Origin of the sequence: Snodgrassella alvi wkB2 (assembly GCF_000600005.1) — a bacterium.
Lineage (GTDB): Bacteria > Pseudomonadota > Gammaproteobacteria > Burkholderiales > Neisseriaceae > Snodgrassella > Snodgrassella alvi.
In genome coordinates this window covers 2,479,536-2,491,941 of record NZ_CP007446.1, presented here as the reverse complement: position 1 = coordinate 2,491,941, position 12,406 = coordinate 2,479,536, and the positions used below count along the sequence as shown (strand labels likewise).

Here is a 12,406-nt window from a genome sequence, read left to right as displayed (position 1 = left end):
TCATATTGCAAACTTTCAGTTGTTAATCAATCAATTTTATTTGTATTTATTGCCTTTTAATTTGTACTGATAATACAGCGCACTATTTAGAAAAGGAAATATTACGATGAAAAAGATTGGCATTATCGGAGCAGGATTTATTGGTCAGGCCTGGGCAAAGCTATTTATGCAGGCAGGCTATCAAGTGATGGTGAGTAATTCCAGAGGGAAAAATACATTGTTCAGTGTGGCCAGCAGCATAGGCTGTGAAATTGGAAGCCAGGAAGAAGCTATTGAGTTTGCAGAAATTATTCTGATTGCTATTCCATTTAATAATTATCTGCAACTACCTGCTGAATCAATGAGTAATAAAGTAGTATTAGATACCATGAACTATTATCCCGATCGCGACGGGCACTGGCCGCAATTAGATAAGCGCGAAATCACAACCAGTGAATTGGTTGCTCAGCATTTTTCGAAATCCAAAGTGGTTAAAGTTTTTAATGCGATTCTGGCAAGAGATGTTATTAAAGATGCCAGACCAAACGATAAATTAAACAGAAGAGCCATTCCTGTGGCAGGCAATGATTTAACTGCTAAACAAACTGTATTTAAAATATTGGATCAGGTCGGTTATGATTTTGTTGATGCCGGTCAGCTGTCTGATAGCTGGCGATTTGAGCGGGCTAAGCCTGCTTATTGTGTTCCGTTAAATATCCGGCAATTACAAGAGGCACTGGAGCAAGCCCAAAGAAATATTGATTTACCTGAAAATTCATGGAAATAAAAAAGTGAATGTTACTAAGATATAAACAGGCTTCATTATTCTGCTATTCTGATTGAATTTGGTAATTAAACAAATTAAAAAGCCCGTAATAATCGGGCTTTTTATAAGTTATATTTAATTCAGAAATAGTATTCGGTTAGCTTTTTTGCTATCTGCCAGTAATCTGTTCTATGGTAAAAATTCATTAAATCAGCGGTTATTCAATTTGCAATATTTTAATTAGTATTAACCAGAATAAAAACGCAGACTGCCACACAGGCAGTCTGCACAGATTACTCACTGTTTTATATGGTTTAGTTAACCTGATATTTTGCCAGTGCCGCACGAATTTGCGGTAAGGCTGCTCTGGCAGCCTGTTCACCCAGCCGGATAGCCTGAGTTTTCTGGTCAAAACCGCCTACTGTACCCAGTTTCTGTACCTGAGGACGGATTACGACCTGAGCTTTGCTCAGTTCGCTGTTCAGGGCTGATGCGCTCATGATATTCAGGCTCTGGTCAAGATAAGAAAAAAATCCCTGACTGGTCAGACGTGCCGGTTTAGCAGATATATCTACAGCAATAACTACATTGGCACCCAGCTGTTTGGCTGCTGTGACCGGTACCGGAGCAACCAGACCGCCATCGACATAACTTTTATTGCCGATTACTGTGGGCTGAAAAACATTGGGTATACTGGCCGATGCGCGTACTGCCTGTCCGGCATTACCGCTGTTGAAAACAGCCATGCGGCCGGTACCGAATTCAGTAGCCACTGCGCCGAAACGGATAGGAAACTGCTGAATCGGTTTATTGCGAACTTTGTTGTTGATGTAATCCTGCAGTTTTTGTCCTTTGATAAAGCCGGATGTAGACAGTACCGGATCAACTAAATCGGTTTTATTCAGTATTTCAGCCTCAAGCTCCAGCCTGTCGGGACTCATACCGGAAGCATACATGCTGCCAACCAGCGCACCGGCACTGGTACCGGTAACAACCCGTACCGGAATATGGTTTTCCTGTAAGACTTTAATTACCCCTATATGCGCAAAGCCTTTAGAAACTCCGCCTCCAAGCGCCAGCCCGATAACAGCGCGAGGTTTGGCCGGAGCAGGAGGGGTAACCGGTGTGGTGTTTTTGCAGGCAGTGATGGTAACGAATGTAGTAATAATAAGTATGCTATTACGCAATAATGCCGAGAATTTCATATTATATTAATAATGTTCGGATTCTAAATTGTAGATGAGGGATAAAATTGTACTGGTGCTGTATTGTCGGGCAGTACCTGTTTTTTAACACCGTGTCCGTACACCAGCTCAAGTGTAACATTTTGAATATCATTGCTCTGCCATGCATTAGCCAGAATACGAACTGCATCGATTTCACTGTTAAATTGCAGACTTTGCCATAGTCCGGCTGTGCGCATGTCATCAATAAAGCGCTCTGCATTGGTGTATTGCAGAGTCAGCATATCCATGTCTGTTACCGGATCATAAAAACCGTGCTGAAACAACATGTCCCCAAGATCGTGCATATCGATCAGATTCGGTGTTTTCACTACTATACCCTCTGTACGCCAAAGTGTCATGACTTCTTTCAGGGTATCCGGACCAAAGTGGCTGAAAAAAAGCAAACCATCCGGTTTTAAAGCGCCGGCCCAGTTTTTGATAACAGCCACGGGATCATTCTGGTGAATCAGACCAAGGTTACTCCAGACCATATCAGCAGACTGGTTGCCGGGAAGCTGGTCGGAAACGGTTTGTGCAGGCAGATTGCTGTGGAGTTTTTGCCACCAGTTTTGCTTGGCTTTGCGAATAATCTGTGCTGCCTGTAAATAAGCCTCGCGACTGTCATACTCCTGAAAATGCGCATGCGGATAACGCATGCTGAGCAAACGGTAACTTTCATCACCGTCTGCTGCTGCGAGGATAATCTGTTCCGGCGGTTGTTTCAGAATACACAGACGTTCATCCAGCGTAGCGGCCAGATGTGCATGGAGAAACCAGTCTGGCTTGTGTGGCAGAGTTGTCATGTGTGTCGCTCCCAAAATTGGCACAGTGCACGGGCAAATTGATCAGGATGGCTTAAAAACGGTGTATGTGCAGCCTGTGGCAGGAGGCACCATTCGCTTTGCGGCAGCCGCTGATGAATGTATTCACCCATACGTGGCGGGGTAATGGCATCGCGATCACCATAAACCAGTAATACCGGACAGTTTATGCTACTGAGTAAAGGGCGTAAATCAGCCTGTTCTAACGCATGCAAAGCCGCGTTAAGAGCAGCAGGCGGTCCATACTGACAGATAGCCGGTATCAGGCTGTTAACACTGGCTTGTGCTGAAGTGTCTGCATACAGCATCTGTAATTGTAGAAACTGCTGCATGTATTTGGGATAATCTTCACGAAATTTATCGGCCATAATATTGAGGCTGGTACGTTTCAGCCCTTGCGGATAATCGCTGTCGGCCAATAGTCTGACCAGACTGGCAGTCAGACACAGTGTGGCTACTTTCTCCGGATAGCGGGCAGCCAGAGTCAGTGCCACCATCCCGCCCAGTGACCAGCCAAGCAGATGTGCAGGAGCCATAAGCTGTGCGGCCAGCTGGTCTGCAATACTGTCTATACTGAAATTGCCGTTAAACGGTGCACAGCCATGCCCGGGCAGGTCCGGGGTATACCAGTTTTGTTGCCATGGGGCTGGCAGATATGCTTGTAAAAGGTCGAATATATGGTGGTTAGCGCCCCAGCCATGTATCAATAACGTTTGCGAAGGTGTGATCATGAGTATAACTTCATTGCTTACTTCATTCTGGCACGCCTGCATCGGCGCACCGCACTGTTTATTATGCCACGATTGTGCGGATGTCTCAGGTTTGTGCCGGTCATGCAGGCAGGATATGGCTGCTTTGCGGCGTTCTGATACTGATATCTGTCTGCGTTGCCGTGCCGGCGGGCTGACAGCCGGAGTGTGTGAACAGTGCGGCCAGAAGTGGCCTTTTACAACCTTATATGCCAGTTACCGTTATGCTGCACCATTACAGCAAATGCTGCGTGCATTTAAGCATCAGCGGCAGCTTGCTTTACTGGATACGCTGGCAGCACTGATGCTGGCACAGCCGCCGCAGTGGCTGGAGAAGGTAAAAATAGATGCTGTACTGGCTATGCCGCTGAGCCGCAGGCGCCTGTTTGAGCGTGGTTTCAATCAGAGCCAGTTACTGGCTGCAATCATTGCCAGGCACTATACCTTGCCGGTAGTGACACCAGACTGGATAGAGCGTTGTCACCGGCCACCGCAATCAACTTTAAAAAAATCAGCACGTTTGCATAATGTACGCGGTGTATTTCGCCTTAATAGCGCAGTTAAAAAACGTAACTTGTTGTTAATAGATGATGTTGTGACCACCGGCGCAACAATTTTCGAATTGGCTCAGACCCTTAAGAAATCAGGTGTTGCGCAGGTTTATGTCTGGACACTCGCACATCCGGAATGAAAAAATCTTTGACAGACTGAAGTCTGTTTGGCATAGTGTCGCCCAGTTAAATACCTGATTCAATTGTTAACTGCATTACAACCAAGGCGATTTTGCCGGTTAGTAAGCGATTTTCAGAACCCGCCAGTGTGCTGTTTTAATCACAGCCGGTGTTTGTTCTTGCCAATTGAGGCACCAGCCTCTTCTGCCACATTTTAAGTGGCTGCCACTGTTTTTTGCTGTCTTAGTAGAAATTCAGTCTTTACCGGACTATGTATTGTTTACCCGCAAATGGTAATTGCGTGTCTGGTTTTTGCGTCTTTTACTCAAAGAAACGGAAATACGGTTTGATCAGAATTAAATTGTTATTTATTAGTGTTGCCATGGTACTTGGATTGAGTGCGGCATATGCCGGACCATCAGGTAATTTGTCTGCACCAGTTTATCATCCCAAAAAATCAGTATCTAATCTTACAGTAGTACCCGCAGAGCATCTGCATAAAACAGCTAATCTTAGCTATCAGGTAGCGGGCAAACGTTATTATCCGCTACAAAAAGTGGCCAGTTTCAGTCAGGTAGGTAAAGCTTCCTACTATGGCAAAAATTTTCATGGCCGTAAAACTTCATCAGGCGAGCGCTTTGACAGCCAGATGCTGACAGCCGCCCATCCGACTTTACCTATCCCCAGTTATGCACGGGTAACCAACCTGTCCAATGGAAAGACAGTGGTTGTACGTATTAATGATCGCGGTCCCTTTCATGCTAACCGGGTAATGGATGTGTCCTATGCTGCCGCACAGCAGTTAGGGTTTGTACGTGCCGGTACTGCTCAGGTACGGGTAGAGCAGATTCTGCCCGGAGAGCGTCTGCAACCGGCAGGTACCAGTGGTAATATTTACGTGGATCTGCAGAAATTTGACAGTAAGGAGCAGGCTCAGAAATATCTGAAAACCACTTCACGTCATTTACAGAGTGCAGGAAGCGAACAGCAGGCTAAGCTTGTGAAAGTTCAAAACAGCTATGTTGTCCGCATGGGTCCGTTTAAACAGCAGCAGCGTGCCGATGAGGCCAAAAAATCAATGCTGACTGTATTGTAAAATTGCTCAAGCTCAGAAAAAAGCCCGTGATATGATGCACGGGCTTTTATATATCTGGCTGTTGGGAAGGGAATATCATGATTAGCCGTTTACGCGGAATCATATTGGAAAAAAATCCGCCGGTAGTGGTACTGGATGTTCATGGCGTAGGCTATGAAGCTCAGGTTTCCATGCAAACCTTTTATACTTTACCGGCCGCAGGTGAAGAAACTGCACTGTATACTCAGCTGGTCGTGCGTGAAGATGCTCATCTGCTATTTGGTTTCGGCTCCCGCGAAGAACGGGAAACATTCCGTGCATTAGTAAAGGTAAGCGGTATCGGAGCCAAAAGTGCTCTGGGTATTTTATCCGCACTGACCAGTGAGGAGCTGGCTGCTGCTATTGCTACTGAAGATATTAAACGTCTGACAGCTGCACCAGGCATCGGTAAAAAAACCGCCGAACGCATGGTACTGGAATTGCGTGGCAAACTTGCCGCCGCCAGTGATGATGCTACCGGTTTGTTTACACAGAATACAGCCGGCAATAACGAAGATATTATTAATACATTGCTTGCTTTAGGCTATACCGATAAAGAAGCCCGTACTGCCTGTAAAAATATACCGGCAGGTACGGATGTCAGTGAAGGTGTACGGCTGGCTTTAAAAAACATGCTATAAATTAATTTGCTTTATAATCATATACGCCACCACGGGAATTTGTATGGCATCTAAATTGATTTTGCTTGATCAGGATGGTGTTCTGGCCGACTTTGAGCAGGGAGTAAGACAACTATGGCAGCAAACCTATCAGCAACCGCTGCCTCTCAAAGAACGCAGACATTTTTACCTGCGTGATGATATGGCTCCCGAATTTCACCGGCAACTGGCGCAAATTTATAGCAGTAAAGGTTTTTTTGCTTCATTACCGCCTATGCAGCATGGTATTTCAGCAGCTAAGCGCCTGCTGGAGGCCGGCCATGATGTGCGTATTTGTACCTCGCCTATACAGGATTATCACTATTGTGTATCCGAAAAATTTGACTGGGTATGCCAGCATCTGGGTGAAGACTGGATGCAGCGCATAATTCTGACCAAAGATAAAACCTGGGTGCGCGGCGATATTCTGATTGATGATAAACCTCAGATAAGCGGCAGTCTGGTGCCGCAATGGCAACACTGGATTTATGATCAGCCCTATAATCGGCATCAGACTGAATTGTATCGGATAAACTGGGAACAACCGGAAACATGGTCTGAATTACTAAATAATTAAGTTCGGTGACCGGACTATATAAAACAGAGAGGCTGGAAACTACAATGCAAACAATTTTTTTAACATCTTACATTGCCGGAACCGGTCAGAAGCTTGCCGATTTTATGCAGAACAATAAAATTAACAGCAAACGTGTCCTGTTTATCCCTACAGCCGGTAATGTTGAAGGCTACACAAAATATATAGATGAAGGTAAATCAGTATTAACACAGCTTGGATTGAAACTTGATTTACTGGATATCGCCACAGCGGATATCCGCCAGTGCCATACAGCTTTTTCGGCAGCAGAAATTATTTGCATAACCGGCGGTAATACATTTTATTTATTGCAGGAACTGAAAAGAAAAAATCTTGACCGGCTGCTTGCTCAAAGAATTGCTGAAGGCTGCGTTTATATTGGGGAATCTGCCGGTGCAATTATTCTGGCAGCAGACATAGAATATAATAAAATAATGGATGACAGCAGCCTGGCTCCGGAACTGAACAATTATACAGGTTTAAATTGCATCGATTTTTATCCTCTGCCGCATTATATTGATGAACCTTTTGTCCAGTCAGCCCGGCAAACCTATGCAGAATATAGTAAACGTTTGAATTTGGTAACTTTTAATAACTCTCAGGCTATTGTTGTTATTAATCATAACTATGTGGTGGTGTAAATTCAGAGCTGTAAATACGCAGCCAGCCCAGTTTGTTCTGTCTGATTTTTAACCTGTACAGAAGTACTTTAAGGCAAAACTATCTGAATAAAATAAATAATAGTATCGCAGCACATTATCAAATAAACCTCTGTAAGCTACAATAGCACAATTATTCCAATGCCAAAGATCGGTTGTGATTCAGCTTTGGCCTCATATCGTATTCAGGAAAGCCCATGTTTGGATTTTTTAAACGAAAAAAAAATACTGAGCCAGTTGCTGAACAGCCCGTACCGGCCCCTCACCAGCAGGAAAACTCAGAACAATTACAGAATATAGCTGATGATTCTGCTCAGGCTGAAGTAATACCGCAGCCTGAACCGGCTATCAGTGATCCTGTTGCAGAAAAAACTGAGCAGGCCGACACCGCTTCTGTTCAACCTCAGGCCGAAACGGAACAAGATATTATTGTACCCACAGCAGTAGATGAACCGGCAGCCATTGCTGTAACAGACGATACTGCCTCATCAGTTCAGACACCTGTCGCTACTGAAAACACAGTTGTGATAGCTGCTGAGCCGGATACAGTGAGTGAGCAGACAGAAAAACCGGCTAAACTGAGCTGGACTGCACGGCTAAAACAGGGGCTGAGCAAATCCCGCAATCAAATGGCCAAATCTCTGGCTTCAGTGTTTGGCGGCGGTAAAATCGACGAAGATTTGTATGAAGAACTGGAAACCGTATTGCTTACCAGTGATATGGGAATTGAAGCCACAGAAAAACTGCTGGCGCAGGTGCGTCAGCGGGTTACCCTGAAAGGGCTGAAAAACGGAGATGAGCTGCGCAGTGCTCTGAAAGAAGCCCTGTATGAATTACTGTTGCCACTGGATCAGCCACTGATTTTACCGGATGATAAAAAGCCCTTTGTGATTATGATGGCTGGTGTGAACGGTGCCGGTAAAACTACCAGTATCGGTAAACTGGCGAAATATTTTCAAAGTCAGGGTAAAAGCGTGCTGCTGGCTGCCGGTGATACCTTTCGTGCAGCAGCCCGCGAACAATTGCAGCAATGGGGTGAGCGCAATAATGTCACCGTGATTGCTCAGGCTTCCGGCGATTCAGCAGCAGTCTGTTATGATGCTCTGGAGGCGGCCAAAGCACGCGGTATTGATGTGGTACTGGCAGACACTGCCGGTCGCCTGCCTACTCAGCTGCATCTGATGGAAGAAATCAAAAAAGTAAAACGCGTCCTGCAAAAATCCTTGCCTGATGCTCCGCATGAAGTCATGCTGGTACTGGATGCCAATGTGGGTCAGAATGCCATCAATCAGGTTGTAGCCTTTGATGATGCGCTCGGATTAACTGGTCTGATTGTTTCCAAACTGGATGGTACAGCCAAAGGCGGTATTCTCGCGGCACTGGCAGCCAAGCGACCGGTTCCGGTACGCTTTATCGGCGTAGGTGAAGGTATTGATGATTTACGCCCGTTTGATGCCCGAGCATTTGTAGATGCATTAATTGAGGATGAATAATAAAATGTCAGATAAAAGCCGGCTATAAGAATGAATAGACGGCTTTTTACTATTTCAGTATAAACTGATGTTTTCGAGAAAGTATAATTATAGAAATAGCAGCCGGAACATTGAGCAGAATGCATCAAAAATACTATAAGACTCAATTAGTCTTACCATACAAATTTATTGATAGTAAAATAAATTAATAAAGCAGCTAATTATTAAAGTGGAGATACAAATGGCCGAAAATGAAACTAGATTAAACAACAACTTATTCAAACAACATCAGAAGTTTGGTTTCGATATCATGGAGTATCTGGCTGATTTTTTTGAAAAAGCGGAGTTAGAAGAAGTTGATGAGGAGGCCGTAGACAGTGTAGATGGTTGTTATCAGCAACTAACTTTTCCTGATCAGTCTTCTATTCGTTATACTTCCTGGAATAATGGACAGCCGTTTTACGTTATTTTATTTAACTCACGCGGTGATTATATTTTAGAGTTGGACTTAACCAGACTGGTTTGTATTGAAGACAGATTTACCTGGTATCTGGCCAAGCCGGTTAATCCTGAGTCAAGAGAAGTGTTAGCAGCACATCTGGACTTGGTACAGATTCCTTCTGATTATAGAGCATGGGTAATTAATCAGAAAAAAATGTTGAAACAAGGTGAAAAGGTTAATAAAGAAGGTTTTTTACTGGTAAAAGATAGTAACTGGAAAGAATTAGTAGAAAAACTGGCTGCTCTTATTCAGGTATATCCAAAAAATACGTGATTGGCGGATAGGTAATCAGGGTAGATAATCTAAATTATTTATTATTGGTAGGTATACAATTACACTGACTTAATAAACGCAGAAGATTTTTTCTGATTAGTTTGGAATCTTCCTGTAAATTGATGGTAGAAAATCTGATTGTGTGGTTTTGAATAATGACATGTTCATTTATGTTCTCATCAATAGCCGGATACAGTAACATCCCGGTTGCATGACAAGATGGGGCATCAGTAGTGTTTTCCTGACTTCTCAGGTAGGCATAAAGCTGATAAATATGTTCACTTTTAAACTTATCCTTTTTAGAACGTGATTGTCGAACAATAGAGGTACATTTTGTATCGATAATCATACGATGCTGACAGGCAGTGTGTTCAATAATTAAATCTGTTTGCATATCGGGCAGAAATTTATTTATATGGTTACTTGCAGACTCCTGCTGCCAGGATAACTGTTTGCCGGAACTGATTTTCCATCTGCTGGCAGGCAGATTAACCCGGGCAAAGCCTATTGTAGCCTTTTCAAATAATTGCCGTAACCAAGTATCAGTTTTATTAATTTGTTCGGCTGACTGCACACCGGCCTGTTCTGTAGGAATAGCCATCTTAAAAATAAGACGGCATAAGGTGAGTAAATATCTATCCTGTGTGCCGGACCGATCAAAATAGTCGGCTTTGAAATCATAATGAGTTGACTGGCCTATTTTCAGTGTATTAAAGTGGCTGATAATTTTCTGACATCGGATTTTTAATTTTTCATCCTCTATCAGAGGCAATAAAGTGTGAGCGGCTGCATGAATATAGCGGTTTTTTGGTGTATCAATAGTTAAAACCTCAAACTGACATTGTATTCTGCCTTTTTCCAGTAAATGCTGTCGTACTGTAGCAAGAATATCTATTTTTCCTCTGACACGATTCAGTATTTGCGTCTGTTGTATATATCCGCAGGATAATGATCGCATGAGTTTTTCAGTAACATCACAATACAATTTGGCAGCCAGCTTAATCAGATCTTCAGGATTATTTTCCAATTGAATCCGTTGCTGTTTACCCAGACTCCGATATAAATTAGAAGCATAAAGTAACAATAACCAAATATTTTTAATCGGTATCTTGGCTACTGTAGTACTGGTTTCTTGCTTATTAGACATATATATTTTTTAATTAGTTGTTTTGCTGTAATAATATATCCTTGGCTTCCTTAATTTGCTCGGTTCCACGAAACCAGTATTCTTCCAATAAAGGCATAATTTCAGTTTTAACGATAGTGGTAAACCATTTATCAGCTTGATCATCTTTTATGCTTTGACTGGTGGTCAGGTAGCTGTGTCCAATGGTAAATGCAGGACCAAGTGCTTGGTCATCGCTAATTTTTTTATTCAGTTCAATCATACAATTTTGCCATTTCTGTAATTTTTCCTCTGAAATACCTGATTTGTCTTTCATATAATCCAGCCACTTATTACCGAAATTTGGCTCTAGATCAAAAAATGCAAAGCGGCGCCGCAATGCAAAGTCAACCATAGCCAGAGAGCGGTCAGCAATATTCATGGTACCAATGACATACAGATTATCCGGAATATAAAAGCCTTTTTCATTTCCATAGGTTAACTCCAGTGCTTCCTGAGGATTACGTTTACTGGCTTCGAGCAGTGTTAACATTTCTCCAAAAATCTGTGCCGGATTTCCGCGATTGATTTCTTCAATAACAATCACATAGTTTTCGTCGGGATCATTTTTTGCCTGATTGGCTATATTAAGAAAAGGGCCGTCAACTAATTCAAGTTTGCCGTCGCTGGAAGGGCGATAGCCCCGGATGAAATCCTCATAGGATGTATTCGGATGAAACTGGATTGCTTTAATATTGTCAGAATTACGATAGCCAATGATAATACTGGCCAATCGCTTCGCCAGCCAGGTTTTACCGGTACCGGGCGGTCCTTGTAAAATAATATTTTTCTTTTCTTTTAATTTTGTCTGGATACTTTCTAATTTATCTTTGCTGATGAAACAGCCTTCTTCTATTAAATCATTCAGAAGATAAGGTTTTCTGGGTATATTCTTTTGGCCTGGATTTTCCTCACTACTAATATTATTTTTATTTGACATATCTGAATCATAACTTGCTAATTTATATTGACCATTATGATTCAAAAAAATCAAAATATGTTTATCACTTAATTCCTGAAAGGTTCGGCTGACGCTGAATTCTATTGTGTTATTTTTCGGAAATTGTTCTTGCAATAGATGTTTATATTCTTGCAGAAATTGTTGACGGGTAAAAATACTACTATTATTTTTTTCACATAATTCCTGAATCAATTCATGTACTATTGTTTGCCATCCGGCTTCATTAAGCTTTTGCTGATTTTGATTATTCATATCCGGGTCATAATTTGTATTATTAAAACGTTCCTGCCAATAAGGCATCTGACAAAATTGATCAATATCCTGAGGCTGATCATTAAAAGTGAAATTAATTAATTGCTCTGATTGCCAGTTGGTATCTTTATTTACCGGCCAGATGGTTTTCAGACTGGTGTAAAAATACCATTTTTTTTCAGGAGTAGATCTTTGCCAGCTGACTTTCAGAGATTTACCATCACCCGGATTTTCAATAACAGTACCGATGGCTTTAATTTGTGTTACCGGCACAGGATAGCCTTTGTTTTCGAAAGGCAGATCAGATATCTGAGGAGAGACGGATTTGATTGCTACCTGATCGCCGGCAGCTATCAAATGAATTTGCTCAATATCCTTCTTATTATTGCCGGCATATATCCATTCATTATTACGAATAAAAATATCACTCCGGTTATTATTTGCCTCTAAAAACCAGTAGTTTTGCTTTGTATTATTCATTTTCCCCATCTTTGTAAATGATTACCGGTTGCTGATGAATCATAACACAGCAATTAAATTAA

General features: G+C 42.5%; 13 protein-coding genes. 8 read left to right on the top strand and 5 right to left on the bottom strand.

The genetic code is table 11. From position 1 onward, the window contains the following. Positions 1 to 106 precede the first annotated feature (106 nt). Positions 107 to 766: an NADPH-dependent F420 reductase gene (locus tag SALWKB2_RS11360; RefSeq protein ID WP_025331794.1), complete on the top strand. Its 660-nt coding sequence runs from the start codon at positions 107 to 109 to the stop codon at positions 764 to 766. 293 nt (positions 767 to 1,059) lie between these two features. On the opposite strand, the gene SALWKB2_RS11355 is transcribed toward SALWKB2_RS11360, so the two are convergent. From SALWKB2_RS11355 to bioH, 3 genes are read right to left on the bottom strand one after another with little or no spacing between them, the layout of a single operon-like run. Then, positions 1,060 to 1,950 carry a patatin-like phospholipase family protein gene (locus SALWKB2_RS11355; RefSeq protein WP_025331793.1) on the bottom strand — a complete coding sequence of 297 codons (891 nt, stop codon included), beginning with the start codon at positions 1,948 to 1,950 and terminating at the stop codon, positions 1,060 to 1,062. Positions 1,951 to 1,973: 23 nt separating this feature from the next. Next, entirely contained in the window at positions 1,974 to 2,774 is an 801-nt protein-coding gene (locus SALWKB2_RS11350) for a methyltransferase domain-containing protein (RefSeq protein WP_025331792.1), read from the bottom strand. Further along, positions 2,771 to 3,523 (bottom strand): pimeloyl-ACP methyl ester esterase BioH, encoded by a 753-nt coding sequence (gene bioH, locus SALWKB2_RS11345; protein WP_025331791.1) that lies wholly within the window; start codon positions 3,521 to 3,523, stop codon positions 2,771 to 2,773. The genes SALWKB2_RS11350 and bioH overlap by 4 nt, the downstream gene beginning before the upstream one ends. Here bioH and SALWKB2_RS12605 point away from each other — a divergent pair. From SALWKB2_RS12605 to SALWKB2_RS11310, 7 genes are all read left to right on the top strand, one after another. After that, a complete protein-coding gene (locus SALWKB2_RS12605; RefSeq protein WP_232335960.1) occupies positions 3,522 to 4,232 on the top strand; it encodes a ComF family protein in 711 nt (236 codons plus the stop codon). The genes bioH and SALWKB2_RS12605 overlap by 2 nt on opposite strands. A 326-nt stretch (positions 4,233 to 4,558) precedes the next feature. Beyond that, on the top strand, positions 4,559 to 5,308 hold the full coding sequence (locus SALWKB2_RS11335) for a septal ring lytic transglycosylase RlpA family protein (RefSeq protein WP_269146745.1): 750 nt from the start codon (positions 4,559 to 4,561) through the stop codon (positions 5,306 to 5,308). Between the two features lie 77 nt (positions 5,309 to 5,385). Next, positions 5,386 to 5,967, top strand: a complete 582-nt coding sequence (ruvA, locus tag SALWKB2_RS11330) for a Holliday junction branch migration protein RuvA (protein WP_025331789.1) — start codon at positions 5,386 to 5,388, stop codon at positions 5,965 to 5,967. Positions 5,968 to 6,010: 43 nt separating this feature from the next. After that, on the top strand, positions 6,011 to 6,562 hold the full coding sequence (locus tag SALWKB2_RS11325) for a 5' nucleotidase, NT5C type (protein WP_038649096.1): 552 nt from the start codon (positions 6,011 to 6,013) through the stop codon (positions 6,560 to 6,562). Between the two features lie 44 nt (positions 6,563 to 6,606). Then, positions 6,607 to 7,221: a Type 1 glutamine amidotransferase-like domain-containing protein gene (locus tag SALWKB2_RS11320; RefSeq protein WP_038649093.1), complete on the top strand. Its 615-nt coding sequence runs from the start codon at positions 6,607 to 6,609 to the stop codon at positions 7,219 to 7,221. A 215-nt stretch (positions 7,222 to 7,436) separates the two neighbouring features. After that, positions 7,437 to 8,732: a signal recognition particle-docking protein FtsY gene (ftsY, locus tag SALWKB2_RS11315; RefSeq protein ID WP_025331787.1), complete on the top strand. Its 1,296-nt coding sequence runs from the start codon at positions 7,437 to 7,439 to the stop codon at positions 8,730 to 8,732. A 220-nt stretch (positions 8,733 to 8,952) separates the two neighbouring features. Then, a complete protein-coding gene (locus SALWKB2_RS11310) occupies positions 8,953 to 9,486 on the top strand; it encodes a hypothetical protein (RefSeq protein ID WP_025331786.1) in 534 nt (177 codons plus the stop codon). A 34-nt stretch (positions 9,487 to 9,520) separates the two neighbouring features. On the opposite strand, the gene SALWKB2_RS11305 is transcribed toward SALWKB2_RS11310, so the two are convergent. Then, entirely contained in the window at positions 9,521 to 10,633 is a 1,113-nt protein-coding gene (locus tag SALWKB2_RS11305) for a 5-methylcytosine restriction system specificity protein McrC (RefSeq protein ID WP_025331785.1), read from the bottom strand. Between the two features lie 13 nt (positions 10,634 to 10,646). Then, positions 10,647 to 12,344, bottom strand: a complete 1,698-nt coding sequence (locus SALWKB2_RS11300; RefSeq protein WP_025331784.1) for an McrB family protein — start codon at positions 12,342 to 12,344, stop codon at positions 10,647 to 10,649. Positions 12,345 to 12,406 lie beyond the last annotated feature (62 nt).